The organism is Limnohabitans sp. T6-20 (genome assembly GCF_003063505.1).
Classification (GTDB): Bacteria; Pseudomonadota; Gammaproteobacteria; order Burkholderiales; family Burkholderiaceae_C; genus Limnohabitans_A.
The window spans coordinates 284,547-305,637 of sequence record NZ_NERW01000003.1 but is presented as its reverse complement, the minus strand read 5'-3'; the positions used below and the strand labels follow the sequence as shown (position 1 = coordinate 305,637).

Genomic DNA, 21,091 nt, shown 5'->3' with positions numbered 1-21,091 from the left:
AAAAACCCGGACCCGCAGGTCCGAGCATGTGCTTACTTGGCCTTGACTTTCATGAACTGGCCCACACCGGAGTCGGTAGCGAACTTGTCCACGTTGGCTGGCAGCACCAGGAAGGAGCCGGTGTCGATGCGGGCTTCGACCTTTTTGCCTTGCGCGGCAGCGATGGCGGTTTCCACGCCCACTTGGCCGATTTTGGCCAGCATTTGCGCGGCGTTGGCTTGTTGCCAGCCTTGCTTCATCATGTCCAGGCCTCCGGGTGAGCCGTCAAAACCAGCGATCTTCACGTCGCCTGGCTTCTTGCCAGCCGCCATCAGCGCAGCCTTGGCACCCAAAGCGCCGCCATCCCATGCGCAGGCGATCACCTTGGCACCGGGGTTGGCGCGCAAAGCTGCTTCCACACCGTTTTGGGCCATGGTCTGGTCCCAGGTGGTGGCCACTTCAACGATCTTGATGTTCTTGCGGCCCGCATTCAGCGCGTCCACAAAACCTTTTTTGCGCTCCTGGCCAGTCGATTGGCCTTGGTCACCGGTCACATAAATCACGGTGTCGCCGTCTTTGATCTGCTCAGCCGCCCACTTGCCCTGCACATTGGCGGCTTTGATGTTGTCGGTGGCCACATACGAGGTGATCTTGGAACCCGTGATGCCCGTGTCCACAGCGACCACGGCGATGCCCGCGGCCAATGCCTTGTTGATGGCGGGGGCGATGCCGGCGGAATCGACGGGGGCGATGGCAATGGCATTGACCTTGCGGGTGATCATGTCTTCCACGATGGCCAGCTGGCGGGACAACTCGCCTTTGTCAGCCGCCAGTTCGATGAATTTCACGCCCGCGGCCTGACCGGCTTTCTTGGCACCGCCGTTGATCAGGGTCCAGCCTTCGTTGGTGTTGCCGTTGGTGATGTAGGCCACGGTCACGTCAGCGGCCATGGCCGAGGTGAACAGGGTGGCCGCTGCTGCAGCGATGGCCAGGCGGCCGAATGTGCGTTTGGTGATCATGGGTCTTATCTCCGTTGTGGGGGTTCGATTCGTTCAGAAAACCGTTTTTCTGACCGCGGACGGATTAGAAACTGAAAATCAGACTAAGTAAACCTAGTAGTTTTACTAATGCAAAGAACGAATAAATGCGCGATGCTTGCTCCCATTCCATGTGAAAGAGTTGCCATGTCGTCATCCACACCTGTTCTCGAAATCCAGAAACTGACCAAGCATTACGGCGGCGTCAAAGCCCTGACCGATGCGCAATTTCGCCTGTTGCCCGGCGAGCACGCCGCCATCGTGGGTGACAACGGCGCAGGCAAAAGCACCTTTGTGCGCCTGATCACCGGGGCCGAGCAGCCCAACTCGGGCGACATCCTGCTGGACGGCGGCAAGGTCAACTTCGAGTCGCCGCTGGACGCCCGCGAGCAGGGCATCGAGACCGTGTACCAGACGCTGGCGCTGGCCGAAGACCTGGATGTGCCGGCCAATATCTTTCTGGGCCGCGAGATCACCCGCCTGAATCTGGGCCCGCTGTCCATCCTGAACCACAAGGCCATGCGCGAGCAATCGGCCAGCATGCTCGCCACCACCGGCGTGAAGATTCAGGACATGTCCGAGAGCCTGCGCGGCATGTCGGGCGGCCAGCGCCAGTGCGTGGCGATTGCCCGCGCCGCTGGTTTTGCCAAAAAACTCATCATCCTGGACGAGCCCACCGCCGCCTTGGGTGTGCAAGAGACGGCCCGCGTGGAAGAAATCATCAAAGGTTTGAAGAAGCAAGGCATCCCGCTGATCATCATCAGCCACAACCTGCGTCAGGTGTTTGATCTGGTGGACCGCATCTGGGTGTTCCGCCAGGGCCGCATCATTTGCAGCCGCCTGACCCGCGAAACCAACCCCGAGGAAATTGTGGGCCTGATCACCGGTGCCATCGACCCGGCCAGCCTGCGCTCAGAAGAGGCGGTGGCATGCTGAAGGGAATCGACCCGCTGCTCACGCCCGAGCTGCTGATGCACCTGTGTGCCATGGGCCATGGGGAATGGGTGGCGGTGGTGGACGCGAACTTCACCGCCGACTTTTTGAGCCAGGGCAAGCCGGTGGTGCGCATTCCCGGGCACAGCCTGGAGCGCGTGAGCCGCGCCGTGTTGTCGGTGTTTCCGCTGGCAGTCGATGTGGCGCAGCCTGCGGCCTTCATGCGCGTGTGCCGCAGCGCAGACGGCCACCGCACGGCGGCCCAGCAGGCGGTGGTCGATCTGGTGGTGGCCGAAGGTTTCAAAGCCGAACAGGTCGAGCCCGTTGAGCGCTATGCCTTTTACGAGAAAATCAAAGGGGCCAGCCTGATCGTGCAAAGCGGCGAGGGCACAGCCTACGGCAACGCCTTGTTCTGCAAGGGCGTGATTCTTGTCTGATTTTTAACGCCTGACCCCTGTCGGCATTTAACGCCCACATTCGCCATGAACTCTGCGCCCACATCGCCCGCCATGCGTGGTTCCAACCATGTGGGCATGCGCCAGTTCAACGAGCGCATCGTGCTGCAGGCCATCCGCCACCACGGGGCCATCCCCAAGGCCGATTTGGCCCGCCTGACCCAGCTGTCCACTCAGACGGTGGCCATCATCGTGGGCCGACTGCTCGACGATGGTTTGCTGCTCAAACAAGACCGGGTGCGCGGCAAAATCGGCCAGCCTTCTGTTCCCCTGTCGCTCAACCCGCAAGGTGCGTTCAGCGTGGGCATTCAAGTGGGGCGGCGCAATCTGGAGCTGCTGGTGGCCGATTTCACAGGCCAGCCGGTGGAGCGCGTCGAAGTTCATTACGACTACCCCGATCCGGACCACTTGTTCGCCTCCATGGCCGAGGGCCTGCAAACCCTGCAAAGCCGCATGGGCGATTTGTGGGCACGCACCGTGGGCGTGGGCCTGACAGCACCCCTGTCCCTGCACAAATGGGCCGACCTCATGGGCGGGCAAGCCGCGCAGGCGTTGGCCCGCTGGGAACACATCGACCTGCCCGCCGAAGTGCAACGCCTGACCGATTTGCCGGTGGTGTTTGCCAAAGACACCACCGCCGCCTGCGTGGCCGAATTGCTGCAAGGCCATGGCCGAAGCGTGCGCAGCTTTTTGTATGTGTTTGTCGGCACCTTCATCGGCGGTGGTCTGGTGCTGTCGGGCCACATCATGAACGGCGAGCGCGGCAACGCCGGGGCGATTGGTTCCTTGCCCGTGGGCCTGGCCTCCGCCGGTTCAGGCATGCCGCCGCAACTGCTGCAAAAAGCCTCGGGCTGGCAGCTGGAGCAAGCCTTGCTGGGGGCTGGTCATGATCCCTTGTTGATTCACCAGAACGGCATCATGGACGCGGCTTATGCCGAGTTCACCGCCCCTTGGATCGCCCAAGCCAGTCAGGCGCTGGCCATGACGGTGGCGAGTTCTGCCGCCTTGCTCGATCTGGACGCGGTGGTAATGGACGGCTCGCTGGGCGCGCCACTCATGACCGCCCTGATGGCCGCCACACAAGACGCGTTGGCTGGCTACCGTTTTGACGGCATGCACCAGCCGCAATTGCTGGCTGGTCAGGTGGGGGCGCATGCCCGCGCTTTGGGTGGCGCATTGCTGCCCCTGCACAGCCAGTTCTTCCCGGACAAAGACATCTTCCTGAAACAGGACAACCCATGAAGTTTTACCTCGATTCCGCCGACGCCCGCCAGTGGGCCTTGCCCGCGGGTTGCCCACCCGTGCAGGGTGTGACCACCAACCCCACACTGGTCATGCAAGCCGGTTTGCCGGTCAGTCTGTCCGGCTATCTGAAGCTGGTGACGCAAGCCGGTGAGGCCCGCATCCCCGAGCTGATGCTTCAATTGCCCCGCGCCGATGTGGGCGAGACCGCGCAATGGCTCGAAGTGCTGTTGCCCGCCGCCGTGCAGGCGCGTGTGCGCCTGACCATCAAGCTGCCTTGCCACCCCGACTGGCAGCCGGTGCTGCGCGAGGTGCAGGCCTGGGGCGTGCCCACGCTGCTGACCGGCTTGTCGAACCCCGTGCAACTGCTGTGGGCGCGTGCGCAAGGTGCCAATTACGTCGCGCCTTATGTGGGCCGCCTGCAAGCCGACGGGCGCGATGTCTGGTCTTTGATCGAGGCGTGTGTGGCGGTGCAAGCCGATGGCCTGCAACTGCTGGCCGCCAGCATCAAATCGGCCGATGTGCTGTCACGCCTGATCGCTTGTGGTGCCCACGCCGTGACCGTGCGCCCCGAGTTCGCGGCCGGTCTGGTCACCGATCCTTTGACCCTCACGGCCATGGACCAGTTTGATCGGGACGTGCAGGCGAGCCAGTAGGCTGCTTTGTAAAAGCTTACCCCGGTGTGAGATGGCTACCTGCCTCAGGGCATGCGTGTGATGGCGGTGGCGTAGACCGCGCTTTTGTCGCGTTTGCCAATGGCGATGACGGTCACGTACACCACGCCGTCATCGACCCGGTACACCAATCGGTAGCCTGCTTGGCGCAATTTGATCTTGTAGCAGTCGGGCATTTGCGACAAAGCGGCTGATGGAACCCGGGGTTCTTGCAGTCTTTCCAGCAGTTTTTTCTTGAGCGGGCTTTTGATGCTGCCGTCGAGCTTTTGTCATTCGGCCCATGCCAGTTCGTGAAAACGCAGCTTATAGGGCATCTGGGCTGATGTCGATGAAGGGGCCGTTGGCGCGTTCTTGAACGAGTTTGGCGTCTTCCAGGTCTTCCAGCTGGTTGAGCAGGCGCTCAAAATAAGCCGCTGGCACCAAGTAGGCTTCGGGGCGGTTGTGGTTGAGCACGGCCACGGGTTCGTCGTCGGCTTGCGCCAGGATGCTGGCGTAGTTGCGCTTGAGCTCGGTGACGCTGATGCTGTTTTTGCTGAGGATGGTGTCCATGGGGCCGCCTTTGAATTCAAAAGACATTTTATATGATGTCTTTTTGGATATCAAATTTGGCGTCTATTCGCCGCTTAAATGGACCGATTGCGCGCCAACGGCGGGTTGCGCGAAAAGTAATTCAGGATGCCGCGCATCAGGGCGTCGGTGAGTTGCTTTTGGTAGGCATCGCTGCGCAGTTTTTCTTCTTCTTCCGGATTGCTGATGAAGGCGGTTTCCACCAGCACGCTCGGAATGTCCGGCGCTTTGAGGACCGCAAAACCCGCTTGCTCCACCCGGGGTTTGTGCAGGCGGCCCACACCGCCGATCTCGCGCAGCAGGCTGCCGCCCAGCTGCAGGCTGTCCTTGATTTGGGCGGCGGTGCTCATGTCGAGCAGAGCGCGTTGCACCTGGGCATCCTGGCTACCCAAATTGATGCCGCCGATCAGGTCGGCCTTGTTTTCCTTTTGAGCCATCCAGCGGGCGGCGCTGCTGGAGGCCGCGCCCTGGCTGAGCGCAAACACGCTGGCGCCGCTGGCCTGGGGCGTGAAAAACGCATCGGCATGGATGCTGACGAACAGGTCCGCCTGCACGCGGCGGGCTTTTTGCACCCGCACATGCAGGGGCACAAAAAAGTCGGCATCACGCGTCAGATAGGCCCGCATGGGGCTGCCGTTCACGCTGCTGGCGTTGATGCGGTCGCGCAGCAAATGGGCAATTTTCAGCACCACGTCTTTTTCGCGGGTGCCGCCGGGGCCGACTGCGCCGGGGTCTTCACCGCCATGGCCCGGGTCGAGTGCGATCACGATCAGCCGGTCGGTGCTGCCGGTGCTCGCTTGGCGCGGCGGGTGATTGGGGTTGTCCATCACGGCCGAGGGGGCGGGCTCAAAGTCCTGCTTGCGGGTGCTGGGCGCCGCTGGCGCTGGCTTGGCGCTGCCTTGGCCTTGCTTGGCGATCAATTCGCCCAAGGGGTCGTTCACCGATCCGGAAGGGGGCAAGGCGCTGGACTGTGTAGGGGCTTTGGCCGATGCCCGCTCCTGAATCAGTTGCTCCAGCGGGTCAGTCGCTTGCGAAGGGTACAGGTCGAGCACCAGCCGGTGGGCATAGGCGGCCACGGGTTGCAAGGTGAACACCTGCGGTGCGATGGGGCGTTTGAGGTCAATCACCAGCCGCACGGTGCTGGCGTTGAACTGCCCCACCCGGATGCCTGCAATGTTGGGGTCGGAGGCTTGCACCTTGCCCACCAGCTCGCGCAGGGCGGCGTTGAGTTCCATGCCTTCAATGTCCACCGCCAGTCGGGGGGGCGAGTCGATGAAGGTTTGCCGGGTTTTGAGCGCGGTGTCCGATTCGAGCGTGACCCGGCTGTAGTCGGGTGCGGGCCAGATGCGCACGGCCAGCATGTTGGCACCCCGGGCCAGCTGAGCGGCCCCCAGGCTGAGTGCCAGCAGACCCGCTTTGACGATGCGGCGGCGGTCAGAGCGCATGCGCTGCCCCCGGATGTGCTGCGGCCCAGGCCGTCAGCCAGTGTTGACCGCGTGCTGTGTCTGCGGTGATGCGCACCTGGCGCTGGTCCTCGTCGATCGCGTCCAGCGCGATCACCCAGTCAGGCGGTGGCAATTGCCCGGCCACCTTGTCGGGCCATTCCATGAGCTTGAGGCCCGGCCCGGCAAAGATGTCCCGAAAGCCCGCGTCTTCCCATTCTTGCGGGTCATAGAAACGGTAAAAGTCGAAATGCCAGATGGGCCAGGCGGCATCACCATGGCCTGCCTGATGCGGTTCGACCACAGCGTAGGTGGGGCTTTTGATGCGGCCTTGCACCCCGGCCGCGCGCAGCAGGTGGCGCACCAGAGTGGTTTTGCCTGCGCCCAGATTGCCGCGCAACTCGATGCAGGCATCACGCCCACCGGGCCAGCTTTGCAGTGCATCGGCCAGTGCAGATGCAAAGGCCTGGGTGGCGGACTCATCGGGCCACAAGGTGGCCCAGACCGTGTCGGCCAAAGGGGCTTCGGTGGGGCTTCCTACAATCGGCGGGTGACTGCTCAACGTACTCAAATCGACCTTCTTGAACTGTGGCCCCAGATCCAGATCTGGGCGCGTGAGTTGGGATTGTCCCAAATTGGCGTGACCGGTATCGATTTGTCCTCGGCCGAGCCTGGATTACAGGCTTGGCTCACGGCCGGATTTCACGGCAGCATGGGCTACATGCAAAGCCATGGCATGAAGCGTGCGCGCCCCGCCGAGCTGGTGCCGGGCACCGTGAGCGTGATCACCGCCCGCATGGATTATTTGCCGCAGAGCACGCAGCCCGACTGGGTGGCCCACGAGACCGCCCGCAGCGCGCAGCCGGGCGAGGCGGTGGTCTCGGTCTATGCCCGGGGGCGCGATTACCACAAGGTGTTGCGCTCGCGCCTGCAAAAACTGCAAGAGCGCATCGCACAGGCCATTGGCCCGTTTGGGCACCGGGTGTTCACCGATTCGGCTCCGGTGCTCGAGGCCGAGCTGGCCACCCGCAGCGGCCTGGGCTGGCGGGGCAAACACACGCTGGTGCTGTCACGCGAGGCCGGGTCCATGTTTTTTCTGGGCGAGTTGTTTGTCGATTTCGCCTTGCCCGAGTCGCCTGCCGTGTCCGGGCACTGTGGCCAGTGCACGGCCTGCATGGACCTGTGTCCGACAGGTGCCATTGTGGGGCCGTACCAGCTGGATGCGCGGCGCTGCATTTCTTACTTGACGATTGAGCATGCCGGGCCGATCGACGAAGCCTTGCGGCCCCTGATCGGCAACCGGATTTACGGTTGCGACGATTGCCAGCTGGCTTGCCCGTGGAACAAGTTCGCACAAGTGAGCCCCTTGCCCGATTGGCAGCCGCGTGACGGCTTGAGCGCGGGCAGTATTGCGCAGCTGATGGCCTGGAGCGAGGCCGAATTTTTGCGCCGCACCGAAGGCAGCGCCATCCGCCGCATTGGCCACGCCCGCTGGCTGCGCAATCTGGCCTTGGCTGCAGGCAATGCGCTGGCGACGGATGCGCTCAATGCCGCAGAGCGCCAAAGCCTGCGACAAGCCTTGCGTGAACATGCAGTGCATCCCGATCCGGTGGTGCAAGAGCAGGTGGCGTGGTCACTCGCCAAGTTGCCCCCGGTTTTGTAGGCGGCCGCCCCTGCGGCCGAGCGTGTGAGGTCTTTGTGGGAGGCTGCCCCTGCAGCCGAATGCGTGCAGTGGCGCAGTCGGCATTCGCGAGCAGGGGCTCGCGCCTACAGGGGAAGCTTGTTGCTTGAGGGGGCTCAGCGCAGCACGCCCAACGCAAAGGGCAAACTCCACATGCCCGACAAGGTGGACAGGGTGACCAGCCCGGCCACATAGGGGCCGTTGTAGCCCATGCGCGCCGCCAGCACATAGCACGTCGATGCCGTGGGCAGTGCCGAAAACGCCAACAACACCGTGGTTTGCACGGGGCTGAGCTGGAAAAGCCGCGCCATGCCCAGCGCCACCAAGGGCAGCAGCAGGTGTTTGACTGTCAACACGCTCAGCCCCAGCAGCTTGCCTTGGCGCAAGGTGCCCAGTTGCATGCCCGCGCCTGCCGCCATGAGGCCCAGCGCCAAAGAAGCCGCGCCGATGCGGCTGACGCTGGGGTCCAGCCATTGAGGGATGCGAAAGCCCAGCAGGTTCGCGACCAAGCCCGAACCCGTGGCAATGATCAAGGGGTTGCGCACCAGTTCACGCAAAAAACCGGTGTTGGCGTGCCGGGCCATGGGCCAGACGGCGCCGATGTTGAACAGCGGCACGCACACCCCAATCAGCATCGAGATCAGCAGCAAGCCCTCGGGCCCAGCCAGCCGCTCGGCCAAGGCCAGCGCAATGAAGGAGTTGAAGCGAAACCCCACCTGGGCACTGGCCGCATGGTCGCGCTTGTCCAATCGTTTGCCCAGGATGGGCCAGTAAGGCAAGCTGTAAGACAGGGCGATGGCGCACACGCCCAGGCTCAGCCCTGCGCCGATGAGGCTGGACGCGGCATTCAGGTCAATGGGGCTTTTCACAATCGAGTGAAACAGCAGCACTGGAAAAAGAAAGAAATAGACGAGACTTTCGACCGATTGCCAAACGGGGCGGTTCAGGCCCGTGTATCGGCAAATCAGATAGCCGCACAAAATCAGGGAAAAGTCGGGGAAGAGGAGTTGGGCAAAGTTCACCGGGCTAGGATAACTGCCCGCTGCCGTGCAAGCCGGGGCGGCTGTCACCTTGGGGCCTAAAACCTGATTTTTTGATACTTTTATGGTTTTCCCCCGCGGTAAATTCCAAGGTCTTGCCTATGATGGTTGTTCTTTACAGGAGTTTTCGAATGAAGCGTCGTGATTTGATTTCGGTGGCCGGTCTGGCTGCAACTGTTTTGGCCAGTGGTTCGGTCTGGGCGCAGGCCTACCCCAACAAGCCCATCAAGTTGCAAGTGCCTTTTGCCCCGGGTGGCACGACCGACATCGTGGCGCGTGTCATTTCCGAGTCTTTGGGCAAGGCACTGGGCCAAAACGTGATCGTTGAAAACAAGGCGGGCGGCGGCGGCGTGGTGGGTGCCACCGAAACCGCTCGCGCGCTGCCTGATGGTTACAACTTGGGCATGGCCACGGTGTCGACCACCGCCGCCAATCCGGCGATCAACACCAAGATCCCCTACAACCCCACCACCGATTTCACCCCGATCATCAACATTGCAGCCACCCCCAATGTGATTGCAGTGCACCCCAGCTTTCCGGCCAAGGATTACAAAGGCTTCATTGCCGAGCTGAAGAAAAATCCGGGCAAATATTCTTATTCTTCTTCGGGTACGGGCGGTATTGGCCACCTGCAAACCGAGCTGTGGAAGAGCTTAGCGGGCGTGTTCATCACCCACATCCCTTACCGTGGTGCAGGCCCGGCCTTGAACGACACGGTGGCCGGCCAGGTGCCGATCATTTTTGACAACATGCCATCCGCCATGCCGTTCATCCAGACCGGCAAGCTGATTCCGATTGTGGTGGCCGCGCCCCAGCGCCTGCCGCAATTGCCCAACGTGCCCACTTTCAAGGAAGTCGGGCTCGAGCCAGTCAACCGCATGGCTTATTACGGCATCTACGGGCCCAAAAACCTGCCCAAAGAAGTGGTTGAAAAAGTCAGCGCAGGCGTCAAAAAAGCCCTGCAAGACCCGATGGTGGTCAAACGCATTCAAGACACCGGTTCTTTGATCGTGGCCAACACGCCTGAAGAGTTCGCGGCCCAGATGAAGGCCGAGTTCGAGGTCTACAAAAAGGTGGTGGATCAGCAAAAGCTCAAGCTCGACTGATGCACGAGGCCAGCCAGACGTCTGTCGACCGTTTTGTCGAGGCCCTCTGGCTGGAAGACGGCTTGGCCGCCAACACCTTGGCGGCCTACCGCCGGGATCTGGGCTTGTTTGCCACCTGGCTGTTCTTGACGCACAGGCTGGCGCTGGATGCCGCGCAAGAACACCACCTGCAGGCTTATTTTGCCGAGCGCCACGGTCAGACCAAGGCCACCTCGGCCAACCGGCGGCTCACGGTTTTCAAACGGTACTTTCGCTGGGCGCTGCGCGAACGTTTGGTGCAAGCCGATCCCACACTGCGCATGCTGGCCGCCAAACAGGCACTGCGCGTGCCCAAAACCCTGGGTGAGGCGCAGGTGGATGCGCTGCTGAGCGCCCCGGATGCGGACACCGATTTGGGCTTGCGCGACCGCGCCATGCTGGAGCTGATGTACGCCAGTGGCCTGCGCGTGAGCGAACTGGTGACGCTCAAAACCCTGCATGTCTCGCTCAACGAAGGGGTGCTGCGCATCATGGGCAAGGGCAGCAAAGAACGCCTGGTGCCCTTTGGCGAAGAAGCCCGTGAATGGCTGCAGCGCTACCTGGGCCGTGCCAGGCCTGCCTTGCTGGGCCAGCGCCAGACCGAAGACCTGTTTGTCACCAGCAGCGGCCCTAAGCCCGGCACCGGCATGTCACGCGTCATGTTCTGGAACCTGGTCAAGCGCTATGCCATGGAAGCGGGCATCACCGCACCCTTGTCGCCGCACACCTTGCGGCATGCCTTTGCCACGCATTTGCTGAACCACGGGGCTAATTTGCGTGCCGTGCAAATGCTGCTGGGCCATGCCGACATCTCCACCACCACCATCTACACCCATGTGGCGCGCGAGCGGCTCAAGACGCTGCATGCGCAGCACCACCCCAGGGGCTGATGCGAGGACTTTCTCTGTGAGAACTTGCCCCTGCAGCCAAATGTGCAGTCCATGTTCTTGTGGGAGGCTGCCCCTGCGGCCGAATCTGTGCAGTGGCTCAGCCAGCATTCGCGAGCAGGGGCTCGCTCCCACAAGCGGGCACGCATTCAGCTCAGCGCCGCCAGCTCCGCTTCTTCAAACCCCGCCAACCGCCGCGCCGCCATGTTGAACGGTGGGCGCAATTTGGGCGCGTCGTATTGCGCAATCAACTCGGCATAGGTGCGGACAGGGTCCAGCCCGCGCTGCGTGCACAGGTGGCGGTACCAGCGGTTGCCAGCGGCCACATGGCCGATTTCTTCTTCCAGGATGATGTCCAGGATCTCGCCCGCCCGGTGGTCGCCCACGCTGACCAGTTTGTTTTTCACGCCCGGCGAGGCGTCGAGGCCCCGGGCCTCCATGGTGCGCGGCACGATGCCGATGCGGGCCAGCAAGTCGCCCTGGGTGCGCTCGGCCATGTCCCACAAGGTGTTGTGGGCCGGAAAGTCGCCGTAGTCAAAGCCCATGCTCACCAAGTGCTCGCGCAGCAGGGTGAAGTGTTTGGCCTCTTCTTGTGCGATGCGCACCCAGTCGGTGTAGAACGCCTCGGGCATGCCCGCAAAGCGCCACACCACGTCCAGAGCCAGGTCGATGGCGTTGAGTTCGATGTGGGCAATCGAATGCACCAGCATGGCGCGGCCTTCAGGCGTGGCCATCGACTTGGCTTTGAGTTGTGTGTGGGGCACCAGCTCGGGGCGGGCCGCACGGCCGGGGCCTGCGCTGTGCGCTTGCAGGGTTTCGTCGGCGTGCACGGGCAAGCTCAGGTCCAAGGCCAAAGTGGCCTGGGCTTTCAGCACAGGGTCGGTTTGGCCCCAAGGGATCAGGGCAGCGGCGCGCAAAGACAAAGTGGTCACAGCAAGAAAAGGGCTTGAAATCAGGAAATGGCAGCAGGGGCCTTGGGCAGACCGCCAGCCTCCCTACAATTGTAGGTTTCCCCGATCCGGCAACATCCAGGAGACCCCATGGCGATTTACCAACTCGATTCTCACATCCCCGAAGTGGCCGACAGCGCTTGGGTGGCCGACTCTGCGCAGGTCATGGGCGCGGTCAAGATCGCGGCCGACGCCAGTGTGTGGTTTGGGGTCACCGTGCGTGGCGACACCGAAACCATCGAAATTGGTGAAGGCAGCAACATCCAGGATGGCAGCGTGATGCACGCCGACCACGGCAAACCCCTCAAGGTGGGCAAAAACGTGACGGTGGGCCACATGGTCATGCTGCACGGCTGCACCATTGGCGACGAGTCGCTGATCGGCATTGGCGCGGTGGTGCTCAACGGTGCGAAGATTGGCAAGAACTGCCTGGTGGGTGCCGGCTCTTTGGTGACCGAGGGCAAGGAATTTCCCGATGGCTCCATGATCATGGGCACCCCCGCCAAGGTGGTGCGCGAATTGAGCCCCGAGCAAATCGAAGGCTTGCGCCAAAGCGCCCGCCACTACGTGGAAAACGCCCACCGATTCAAAGCAGGCTTGAAGAAAATTGGCTAAGCCGTTTTTCATGCATGCCAACATTTAACTTTTGAGGATCGGCCCCTAGAGGCTGTTGATTGAACTTTGTCCGAACTCCATAAATTCATTTTCGAAGGCCTGCCGGTGCGCGGCATGCTGGTGCGCCTGACCGATGCCTGGCAAGACATCCTGGCGCGTCGCGCCGCCAACTCCGAAACCGGTGCCTACCCCGCGCCGGTGCGTCAGTTGCTCGGCGAGATGGCCGCTGCGGGCGTGCTCATGCAGGGCAACATCAAGTTCAACGGCGCTTTGGTGCTGCAGATTTTTGGCGATGGCCCTGTGAAGTTGGGCGTGGTCGAGGTGCAACCCGACCTGAGCCTGCGCGCCACTTGCACCCAGGTGGGCGAAGTGGCGGCAGACGCCACCCTGAGCCAGATGGTCAACGTGAACAACGAAGGTCGCTGCGCGATCACGCTCGACCCGCAAGACCGCCTGCCCGGTCAGCAGCCCTACCAGGGCGTGGTGCCGCTGTTTGGTGACCGGGGTGAAAAGCTGGAGAACATCAGCGAAGTGCTGGAGCACTACATGCTGCAGTCCGAGCAGCTCGACACGGTGCTGGTGCTGGCTGCCGACGACAAGGTGGCGGCGGGTTTGCTCATCCAGCGTTTGCCCATCGAAGGCGAGGGCAATCTGGCCGGCAAGACTGATTCACTCATGCGCGAATCGGTGTTGGGCCAGAGCGAAGACTTCAGCCGCATCTCGATCCTGACCAAAAGCCTCAAGCGCGAAGAGTTGCTCTCGCTGGACGCCGAAACCATTCTTCACCGTTTGTATTGGGAAGAGCCGCTGGCCCGGTTTGAGCCCTTCATCGGCGAGGCCGGCCCGCGCTTTGCGTGCCGTTGCAACCGCGAGCGCGTGGGCAACATGATTCGCAGCCTGGGCACCGAAGAGGTCGAGGGCATCATCGCCGAGCAAGGCCAGGTGGAAGTGGGCTGCGACTTTTGCGGTGCGCAATACCGCTTCGACCCGGTGGATGCAGCAGGCCTGTTCACCGGTTTGCCCGCTGATTTGTCGGGCGGTGCGGTTCACTGAGGTGAACTGGGCATCCTGGCAGATGCGAGCCCCTGCTCGCAAATGCATGCGCCGCCACAGCGCACATTCGGCCTCAGGGGCGGCCTTCTTAAAGGTCGCCATTCATTTTGTGGGAGCGAGCCCCTGCTCGCGAATATTGGCAACTACCGCTTGGCCAGCAGCCCAGTGAACAGCTTGTGTTCGCAGTCCGGGTCGCTGCATTCGTTGCATTGCCAGACGGTGCGGCCATCGTTGATCGCGAATTGGGCGTTTTCTCGGGTCACGCGGGCGCTCTCGTCCTCGCCTGACAAGCCCAGGGCCAGCAGCGCATTGTTCAGGCGTTGGTGCCCTTGTCCGTACACCACGCGGTAGGCGATGCCCGCCCGGTCGAGTGCCTGGCGTACCAGCGTGTCCACCGGTCCGCGCACATGGGGTCCATCGCGCTGCAAGCCGTCTGCAACCCAGGCCAAATCGAGGCCCGTGATCAAAGTGGTGTCGTACAGCGCTTGGTGAGCCAGCGCCATGGGGTACAGGCTCTCGTCGTCAAACAGCATGTGGCTGTAAACCGCCGTCATGATGGGGGTGGTGTCCGAGATGACCCAACCTTGGGTGATTTGTGTTGCGGCTTGGGCTTGCGCTTGGGCAATGCCCATTTGTTCGTGCGGCTGCGGCGTGCGGCCTTCGCGGTCGCACCAGGTGCGCAACACTTCATCCACCGTGCTCACGGCCTGTCCACGCATCTGAATCACACCGGCCAAGGCTTGCGTCAGCCAGGATTTGCCGGTGCTTTCTGCTCCCAGGATGGCAATGCGCCGAATGCCGTTCATGCCGGTTTGTTGGGCAAGCTGCAACGCCAGGCGCGCCAACCCCAGATGCTCATGAGGGTGAACATCGCATACAGCACGCAGGTCAGCCACAGGCCTTTGTATGCGAACAAGGCCACGCTTAGGGTGTTGACCACCAGCCAAACGAGCCAGTTTTCGATGTATTTTCGGCCCAGCAAGGCTTGACCAACCAGGCTCAGGGCCGTGGGCAGGGCATCCCACCAGGCCACATCGCTGTCGGTGAAGTGTTGCAAAAGCAAGGCCAATGCGGGCCACAGAACGGCGCTGGCCACCAACACCACGGTCCAGCCGCGCGCCGACAAGCGCTGGATGGCGAGTGCGGGCTGCGCATCATCGCCTTTGCGCAGCCATTGCCACCAGCCCCAAAAAGCCAGGGCCGCAAAGACGAGTTGCAAACCGGCCTCGCCGTAAAGCAGGCTGTCTTTGAACACAAAAAAGTAAAGGACGGAGCTAATGATGGCCAAGGGCCAGCTCCAGTGCAGCTCTTTGATGCTGCAGACCACCATCACCAAGGCCAGCACGAAGCCGGCGATCTCGGTTGGGGACATCATTTGGCGATTTGAACCAGTATTTCGTTGGGTTTGACCATGCCCAACTCATTGCGTGCCCGCTCTTCGACCATGTTCAGACCTTCCTTGAGGTCGTTGACCTCGGCACTGAGTTGTTCGATTTTGCGGCGAGCCTCTTCATTGGCCACTTTTTGCTGCTGAAGCTCCCGCTCCAGCTCTGCAACGGTAGGCACACCGCCCCGACCAAACCAGAGTTGGGCCTGCACGATCGCCAGCAAGGCGATCAGCACGATCGGAACGAGGCGGTTGCCCATGGCGTTCAGCGCAGGTTGTAAAAGGCTGCGCGGCCAGGGTACACGGCCACGTCACCCAGGTCTTCTTCGATGCGCAGCAGCTGGTTGTACTTGGCCATGCGGTCCGAGCGGCTCATGGAGCCGGTTTTGATTTGACCGGCGTTCAGGCCGACGGCGATGTCGGCGATGGTGCTGTCTTCGGTCTCGCCCGAGCGGTGGCTGATCACGGCGGTGTAACCGGCGCGCTTGGCCATCTCGATGGCTTCGAAGGTTTCGGTCAGGGTGCCGATCTGGTTGATCTTGATCAGGATCGAGTTGGCGATGCCTTTCTCAATGCCTTCCTTGAAGATCTTGGTGTTGGTCACGAACAGATCGTCACCGACGATTTGCACGTTTTTGGCCAGGCGGTCGGTCAGCACTTTCCAGCCATCCCAGTCGCCTTCCGCCATGCCGTCTTCGATGCTGATGATGGGGTACTTGTCGCACCAGGTGGCCAGCATGTCGGTCCACTGCTGAGACGTCAGGCTGATGCCGCCTTCACCGGCCAGCACGTACTTGCCGTCTTTGTAGAACTCGCTGGCTGCGCAGTCCAGGCCAATGGCGATCTGCTCGCCAGCGGTGTAACCGGCAGCGGCAATCGCGTCGAGCACCATCTGGATGGCCGCTTCGTGGCTGTCCACGTTGGGGGCAAAGCCGCCTTCGTCGCCAACAGCAATGCTCATGCCCTTGTCGTGGATGATTTTCTTGAGCGCATGGAACACTTCAGCGCCCCAACGCACGGCCTCGCGGAACGACGGTGCGCCCACCGGGATGATCATGAACTCTTGCAGGTCCAGGTTGTTGTTGGCGTGTGCACCGCCGTTGATGACGTTCATCATGGGCACAGGCAACTGGTTGCCATTCATGCCGCCAAAGTAGCGGTACAGGGGCAGGCCGGATTCTTCGGCAGCGGCGCGGGCCACGGCCATGGACACTGCCAGCATGGCGTTGGCACCCAGGCGGCTCTTGTTCTCGGTGCCGTCCAGGTCAATCAGGGTGCGGTCCAGGAACGCTTGCTCGGAGGCGTCCAGGCCCAGCACCGCTTCGGATATTTCGGTGTTGATGTGCTCCACAGCCTTGAGCACGCCTTTGCCGAGGTAACGGCTCTTGTCGCCGTCACGCAGCTCGATGGCTTCGCGGCTGCCGGTCGATGCACCCGACGGCACAGCGGCGCGGCCCATGACGCCGGACTCCAGCAGCACGTCGCATTCGACGGTGGGGTTGCCACGGCTGTCAAGGATTTCACGGCCGACGATATCAACGATTGCACTCATTTTTGAACTCTCTCAATTTAAAAATAAAACGTGTTTTCAAAGCCAGCGGGTCAAACGCCTTCGACAGCCACCATGCGCATGATGGCCGCACCTTCGCGAGCTTCACGGGCTTTGCGGTATTCGGGGGTGTCGTAAAAAGCCTTGGCGGCATCGAAAGTCAGGAACTTCAAAATCACGATCCGTTCCGGGGCCCAGTCGCCCTCCAGCACTTCCACCTTGCCGCCACGCGTACAGACTTCAGCGCCTGTAACCTGCATGGCTGCGGTGGACCACTTTTTGTACTCTTCGTACTGAACAGGGTTGCTCACCTGAACGTGGGCGATGATATAGCCGCTCATGCGAAGTTGTCCTCTAAAAAGGGGTTCTTTTTGGTGACGGAATCGAGCTGAACCAAGGTCTCCAGCAAGGCCTTCATCTGGCCCAGCGGCACGGCGTTGGGGCCGTCCGACCAGGCTTCGGCGGGCTTGGGGTGGGTTTCCATGAAAAGGCCGGCCACGCCCACGGCCACACCAGCGCGCGCCAGCACGGGCACCATCTCGCGGGCGCCGCCGCTGCTGGTGCCTTGGCCACCTGGCTTTTGCACCGAATGGGTCACATCGAACACCACCGGGGCGCCGGTTTTGCGCATCTCGGCCAGGCTGGTCATGTCGGCCACGAGGTTGTTGTAGCCAAAGCTCACACCGCGCTCGCAGGCCAAAAAGTTGTCTTCGGGCAGACCGGCTTCGCGTGCAGCGCTGCGGGCCTTGTCGATGACGTTCTTCATGTCCCAAGGCGCCAAAAATTGGCCCTTCTTGATGTTCACCGGCTTGCCCGACTGGGCCACGGCGCGGATGAAATCGGTCTGGCGACATAAAAAAGCGGGGGTCTGCAACACATCGACCACGCTGGCCACGGTCTTGACCTGCGACTCGTCGTGCACATCGGTGAGGATGGGCACGCCAATCTGGCGGCGCACTTCATCCAAAATTTTCAGGCCCGCATCGATGCCCACACCGCGCTGGGTGCTGCCCGAGGAGCGGTTGGCTTTGTCGAACGAGCCTTTGTAAATCAGCGGGATGCCCAGTGCCGTGCAGGCTTCTTTGAGGCGACCCGCCACCTCGATGGACATCTCCAGACCTTCGATGGAGCAGGTGCCCGCAATCAAAAAGAAGGGTTGATTCAGGCCAACGTCAAATCCGCAGAGTTTCATGGTGTGGCTCCTGTGAAGCGCCCAGGGTCAGGCTTTGGCCTTGTGTTCAACCGCCGCCTTGACGAAGGCGTTGAACAGCGGGTGGCCGTCCCACGGCGTGGACTTGAATTCGGGGTGGAATTGCACACCCACATACCAAGGGTGCACGGTTTGCGGCAGCTCAACGATCTCGGTCAGCTGCTCGCGCTGGGTCAGCGCCGAGATCACCAGACCCGCTTTGCGCAGGTCGTCCAGGTAATTGACGTTGGCTTCATAACGGTGGCGGTGGCGCTCGGTGACCACGTCGCCATAAATCTGGTGCGCCAATGTGCCTTTGGCCACGTCGGAGCTTTGTGCGCCCAGACGCATAGTGCCGCCCAGATCGGAATTGGCATCGCGCACCTGGATCGAGCCGTCCGCATCTTTCCACTCGTTGATCAGGGCGATCACGGGAAAAGGTGTTTCTGGCTCGAACTCGGTGCTGTTGGCGTCCTTCATGCCGGCCACATGGCGGGCATATTCGATGGTGGCCACTTGCATGCCCAGGCAGATGCCTAAATAGGGCACTTTGTGGGTGCGGGCGAATTGGGCGGTTTCGATCTTGCCTTCGACACCGCGCTTGCCAAAGCCGCCGGGCACCAGCACGCCGTCGTAGTGCGCCAGGCTGGCCACGGTCTCGGGGGTGATGGTTTCAGAGTCGATGTGTTCGATCTTCACACGCACATGGTTGCGCATGCCGGCATGGCGCAGCGCTTCGTTGACCGATTTGTAGCTGTCCGACAGCTCGACGTATTTGCCGACCATGGCAATGGTGACTTCGCCCTTGGGGTTGGCGGTTTCGTACACCAGATCGTCCCAGCGCTTGAGGCTGGCAGGCGGTGTGTTCAAGCGCAATTTGTCGCAGATCAGGCCGTCCAGGCCTTGCTCGTGCAGTACGCGGGGTACTTTGTAGATGGTGTCCACGTCAGGCATGGAAATCACGCCCCAGCTTTGCACGTTGGTGAACAGCGAAATCTTGTCGCGCTCGTCGTCTGGAATGTAGCGGTCGGCACGGCACAGCAGCGCGTCGGGCTGGATGCCGATTTCGCGCAGTTTTTGGACGGTGTGCTGGGTGGGTTTGGTCTTGAGTTCACCCGCCGTGGCGATCCAGGGCAGGTAAGTCAGGTGCACAAAGGCGGTGTTGTTGGGCCCCAGGCGCAGGCTGAGTTGGCGCACGGCTTCCAAAAATGGCAAAGACTCGATGTCACCCACAGTGCCGCCGATCTCGACGATGGCCACATCGACCGCTTCGGGGGTGCCAAAACCGGCACCGCGCTTGACGAAGTCCTGGATTTCGTTGGTGACGTGGGGGATGACCTGCACGGTCTTGCCCAAGTAGTCGCCACGGCGCTCTTTTTCGAGCACGCTTTTGTAGATCTGGCCGGTGGTGAAGTTGTTGGCCTTCTTCATCCGTGTATTGATGAAGCGCTCGTAGTGGCCCAGGTCCAGGTCGGTTTCTGCGCCGTCGTCGGTCACAAACACTTCGCCGTGCTGGATCGGCGACATGGTGCCGGGGTCCACGTTGAGGTAGGGATCGAGTTTGATGAGGGTGACAGAAAGGCCGCGCGATTCGAGGAGTGCGGCGAGCGATGCGGAGGCGATTCCCTTGCCCAGGGAAGACACCACACCGCCGGTGACGAAGACGAATTTGGTCATGTCCAAGACGGGAGCCTGAAGCGCCCGGAAGGTGGAAATCGTGATTATAGACAGTCGGGTTCGGGGTTTTTTCGGTCTGTACGCGTTTCTTGTGGGTTTCCGCGCCGGGTCTGCGGTCGTTTTCCGCGCTGAGGCGGGCACAGGCCGGTCGTGCTCATAACTCGCTTCGCTCGCCAAATCGCCCGATCCGGCCTGCGCACGCCTCAGCGCTGCGCTGTCCTTGAATTTTGGTGGGAGCGAGCCCCTGCTCGCGAATGTGTGTTGAGCCACTGCAGCCCATTCGGTTACAGGGGCCCCCGCATCACAACCTTGGGTACTTTGTGGTCTGCTACATTCCCCGGCATGAGCACATTGGCTGGAAAGCACATCGTTTTGGGTTTGTCGGGCGGCATTGCCGCGTTCAAGTCGGCAGAACTCTGCCGCGCCCTGGTCAAGGCAGGTGTCACGGTGCAGGTCGTCATGACCGAGGCGGCCGAGCAATTCATGACGGCCGTCACCATGCAGGCGCTGTCGGGCAGGCCTGTTTACACCTCGCAGTGGGACCCGCGTGAGGCCAACAACATGGCCCACATCAACCTGAGCCGCGAGGCCGATGCGATTGTGGTGGCCCCAGCCAGTGCCGATTTCATGTCCAAACTGTTGCACGGCGGTGCCGATGAATTGCTCAGCCTCATGTGCTTGGCCCGCCCACTGGACAAGGTGCCGCTGATTGTGGCTCCGGCCATGAACCGCGAAATGTGGTCCAACCCAGCCACCCAGCGCAATGTGGCGCAGCTCAAGGCAGACGGTATTCATGTGCTGGACGTGGGGCAGGGCGATCAGGCTTGTGGTGAAACGGGCGACGGTCGCATGCTTGAAGCCGAAGAAATTCTCGAGGAACTGGAATCATTTTTCACCCCCAAGCTGATGGCGGGCAAGGGGGTTCTGGTGACCGCTGGTCCCACTTACGAGGCCATTGACCCCGTGCGCGGCATCACCAATTTGTCGAGCGGCAAGATGGGCTTTGCCATTGCCCGTGCGGCGCGCATGGCGGGTGCCCAGGTGACGCTGGTGGCAGGGCCTGTGCATTTGCCAACCCCTCGAGGTGTTGAGCGTGTGAATGTTCAATCAGCCCGACAGATGCTGGACGCCGTGGCTCAGCATGTGGGTGCAGCCCAGGTGTTCATTTCAACGGCCGCTGTGGCCGATTGGCGCCCCGCGAATTCGGCCGATCAGAAGATCAAGAAAGACGGCTCGGGTCAGACGCCCCAGCTGAGCTTTGTTGAAAATCCAGACATCCTGGCCACGGTGGCGCATTCGCCCCGTGCCGTGTCGGGGCAATTGTTTTGCGTGGGTTTCGCCGCCGAAAGCCATGATTTGCTGGCGCATGCCACGGCCAAACGCCTGCGCAAAGGCGTGCCGCTCTTGGTGGGCAATATTGGCCCAGCTACTTTCGGCCAAGACGACAATGCCTTGCTGCTGGTGGATGCGGCGGGCGCACGCGAAATGCCGCACGCCAGCAAGCAGACGCTGGCTGTGGGCTTGATCGCCGACATTTCCAGCAGGATTTGATCTTTCATTCTGGCGTTTTCTGACGCCAACAAAGACGCTTCATGCCCCAGCGTTCGCAA

At 61.8% G+C, this 21,091-nt stretch carries 24 protein-coding genes; 10 read left to right on the top strand and 14 right to left on the bottom strand.

The window, feature by feature from the left end; translation table 11 throughout:
• Positions 1-32: 32 nt before the first annotated feature.
• Positions 33-998: a sugar ABC transporter substrate-binding protein gene (locus B9Z33_RS12165; RefSeq protein WP_108287305.1), complete on the bottom strand. Its 966-nt coding sequence runs from the start codon at positions 996-998 to the stop codon at positions 33-35.
• A gap of 165 nt (positions 999-1,163) precedes the next feature.
• Between B9Z33_RS12165 and B9Z33_RS12160 the strand changes: the two genes are divergently transcribed.
• From B9Z33_RS12160 to B9Z33_RS12145, 4 genes are read left to right on the top strand one after another with little or no spacing between them, the layout of a single operon-like run.
• On the top strand, positions 1,164-1,952 hold the full coding sequence (locus B9Z33_RS12160; protein ID WP_233252815.1) for an ATP-binding cassette domain-containing protein: 789 nt from the start codon (positions 1,164-1,166) through the stop codon (positions 1,950-1,952).
• The gene (locus B9Z33_RS12155) at positions 1,946-2,386 is read left to right on the top strand and encodes an RbsD/FucU family protein (RefSeq protein WP_108287303.1); all 441 of its coding nucleotides are present in this window, start codon (positions 1,946-1,948) and stop codon (positions 2,384-2,386) included. Before B9Z33_RS12160 ends, B9Z33_RS12155 begins: the two co-directional genes overlap by 7 nt.
• A 45-nt stretch (positions 2,387-2,431) precedes the next feature.
• Positions 2,432-3,646 carry an ROK family protein gene (locus B9Z33_RS12150; RefSeq protein WP_108287302.1) on the top strand — a complete coding sequence of 405 codons (1,215 nt, stop codon included), beginning with the start codon at positions 2,432-2,434 and terminating at the stop codon, positions 3,644-3,646.
• Positions 3,643-4,302, top strand: coding sequence for a transaldolase family protein (locus B9Z33_RS12145; protein WP_108287301.1), 660 nt, complete (start codon positions 3,643-3,645; stop codon positions 4,300-4,302). The genes B9Z33_RS12150 and B9Z33_RS12145 overlap by 4 nt, the downstream gene beginning before the upstream one ends.
• 44 nt (positions 4,303-4,346) lie before the next feature.
• Here B9Z33_RS12145 and B9Z33_RS12140 read toward each other — a convergent pair whose 3' ends face one another.
• The 4 genes from B9Z33_RS12140 to tsaE all read right to left on the bottom strand — a co-directional run bounded on the left by B9Z33_RS12140 (position 4,347) and on the right by tsaE (position 6,891).
• The gene (locus B9Z33_RS12140) at positions 4,347-4,571 is read right to left on the bottom strand and encodes a type II toxin-antitoxin system RelE/ParE family toxin (protein WP_233252860.1); all 225 of its coding nucleotides are present in this window, start codon (positions 4,569-4,571) and stop codon (positions 4,347-4,349) included.
• 52 nt (positions 4,572-4,623) lie between these two features.
• A complete protein-coding gene (locus B9Z33_RS12135; RefSeq protein WP_108287857.1) occupies positions 4,624-4,869 on the bottom strand; it encodes a type II toxin-antitoxin system Phd/YefM family antitoxin in 246 nt (81 codons plus the stop codon).
• A 74-nt stretch (positions 4,870-4,943) separates the two neighbouring features.
• Entirely contained in the window at positions 4,944-6,332 is a 1,389-nt protein-coding gene (locus B9Z33_RS12130; RefSeq protein WP_108287300.1) for an N-acetylmuramoyl-L-alanine amidase, read from the bottom strand.
• A complete protein-coding gene (gene tsaE / locus B9Z33_RS12125; protein ID WP_369916742.1) occupies positions 6,322-6,891 on the bottom strand; it encodes a tRNA (adenosine(37)-N6)-threonylcarbamoyltransferase complex ATPase subunit type 1 TsaE in 570 nt (189 codons plus the stop codon). Before tsaE ends, B9Z33_RS12130 begins: the two co-directional genes overlap by 11 nt.
• Here tsaE and queG point away from each other — a divergent pair.
• The gene (gene queG / locus B9Z33_RS12120) at positions 6,880-7,992 is read left to right on the top strand and encodes a tRNA epoxyqueuosine(34) reductase QueG (RefSeq protein WP_369916741.1); all 1,113 of its coding nucleotides are present in this window, start codon (positions 6,880-6,882) and stop codon (positions 7,990-7,992) included. The two genes, tsaE and queG, sit on opposite strands and share 12 nt — an antisense overlap.
• A gap of 134 nt (positions 7,993-8,126) precedes the next feature.
• Here the strand turns inward: queG and B9Z33_RS12115 are convergent, their stop codons facing one another.
• Positions 8,127-9,032 (bottom strand): AEC family transporter, encoded by a 906-nt coding sequence (locus B9Z33_RS12115; protein WP_108287299.1) that lies wholly within the window; start codon positions 9,030-9,032, stop codon positions 8,127-8,129.
• Positions 9,033-9,181: 149 nt separating this feature from the next.
• On the opposite strand from B9Z33_RS12115, the gene B9Z33_RS12110 reads away from it, so the two are divergent.
• Positions 9,182-10,156: a tripartite tricarboxylate transporter substrate binding protein BugE gene (locus B9Z33_RS12110; protein ID WP_108287298.1), complete on the top strand. Its 975-nt coding sequence runs from the start codon at positions 9,182-9,184 to the stop codon at positions 10,154-10,156.
• Positions 10,156-11,064, top strand: a complete 909-nt coding sequence (xerD, locus tag B9Z33_RS12105) for a site-specific tyrosine recombinase XerD (RefSeq protein ID WP_108287297.1) — start codon at positions 10,156-10,158, stop codon at positions 11,062-11,064. Before B9Z33_RS12110 ends, xerD begins: the two co-directional genes overlap by 1 nt.
• A 146-nt stretch (positions 11,065-11,210) precedes the next feature.
• On the opposite strand, the gene B9Z33_RS12100 is transcribed toward xerD, so the two are convergent.
• The gene (locus B9Z33_RS12100) at positions 11,211-11,993 is read right to left on the bottom strand and encodes a ferritin-like domain-containing protein (protein WP_108287296.1); all 783 of its coding nucleotides are present in this window, start codon (positions 11,991-11,993) and stop codon (positions 11,211-11,213) included.
• Positions 11,994-12,101: 108 nt separating this feature from the next.
• Between B9Z33_RS12100 and B9Z33_RS12095 the strand changes: the two genes are divergently transcribed.
• Positions 12,102-12,626, top strand: a complete 525-nt coding sequence (locus B9Z33_RS12095; RefSeq protein WP_108287295.1) for a gamma carbonic anhydrase family protein — start codon at positions 12,102-12,104, stop codon at positions 12,624-12,626.
• 66 nt (positions 12,627-12,692) lie between these two features.
• Positions 12,693-13,679 (top strand): Hsp33 family molecular chaperone HslO, encoded by a 987-nt coding sequence (locus B9Z33_RS12090; RefSeq protein WP_108287294.1) that lies wholly within the window; start codon positions 12,693-12,695, stop codon positions 13,677-13,679.
• Between the two features lie 143 nt (positions 13,680-13,822).
• On the opposite strand, the gene B9Z33_RS12085 is transcribed toward B9Z33_RS12090, so the two are convergent.
• Genes B9Z33_RS12085 through B9Z33_RS12060 form a run of 7 tightly spaced genes read right to left on the bottom strand, consistent with a single transcriptional unit; the run spans position 13,823 to position 19,481 of the window.
• A complete protein-coding gene (locus tag B9Z33_RS12085; RefSeq protein ID WP_108287854.1) occupies positions 13,823-14,485 on the bottom strand; it encodes an AAA family ATPase in 663 nt (220 codons plus the stop codon).
• On the bottom strand, positions 14,482-15,054 hold the full coding sequence (gene pnuC / locus B9Z33_RS12080; RefSeq protein ID WP_199220347.1) for a nicotinamide riboside transporter PnuC: 573 nt from the start codon (positions 15,052-15,054) through the stop codon (positions 14,482-14,484). The genes B9Z33_RS12085 and pnuC overlap by 4 nt, the downstream gene beginning before the upstream one ends.
• Entirely contained in the window at positions 15,051-15,326 is a 276-nt protein-coding gene (locus tag B9Z33_RS15635; protein ID WP_199220346.1) for a septum formation initiator family protein, read from the bottom strand. The genes pnuC and B9Z33_RS15635 overlap by 4 nt, the downstream gene beginning before the upstream one ends.
• Before the next feature lie 5 nt (positions 15,327-15,331).
• Positions 15,332-16,618, bottom strand: a complete 1,287-nt coding sequence (gene eno / locus B9Z33_RS12075; protein WP_108287293.1) for a phosphopyruvate hydratase — start codon at positions 16,616-16,618, stop codon at positions 15,332-15,334.
• Positions 16,619-16,668: 50 nt separating this feature from the next.
• On the bottom strand, positions 16,669-16,956 hold the full coding sequence (locus B9Z33_RS12070) for a DUF1330 domain-containing protein (RefSeq protein ID WP_108287292.1): 288 nt from the start codon (positions 16,954-16,956) through the stop codon (positions 16,669-16,671).
• A complete protein-coding gene (gene kdsA / locus B9Z33_RS12065) occupies positions 16,953-17,807 on the bottom strand; it encodes a 3-deoxy-8-phosphooctulonate synthase (RefSeq protein ID WP_108287291.1) in 855 nt (284 codons plus the stop codon). Before kdsA ends, B9Z33_RS12070 begins: the two co-directional genes overlap by 4 nt.
• 27 nt (positions 17,808-17,834) lie before the next feature.
• Positions 17,835-19,481, bottom strand: coding sequence for a CTP synthase (locus B9Z33_RS12060; protein ID WP_108287290.1), 1,647 nt, complete (start codon positions 19,479-19,481; stop codon positions 17,835-17,837).
• A 342-nt stretch (positions 19,482-19,823) separates the two neighbouring features.
• On the opposite strand from B9Z33_RS12060, the gene coaBC reads away from it, so the two are divergent.
• On the top strand, positions 19,824-21,032 hold the full coding sequence (coaBC, locus tag B9Z33_RS12055; RefSeq protein WP_108287289.1) for a bifunctional phosphopantothenoylcysteine decarboxylase/phosphopantothenate--cysteine ligase CoaBC: 1,209 nt from the start codon (positions 19,824-19,826) through the stop codon (positions 21,030-21,032).
• Positions 21,033-21,091: the final 59 nt, after the last annotated feature.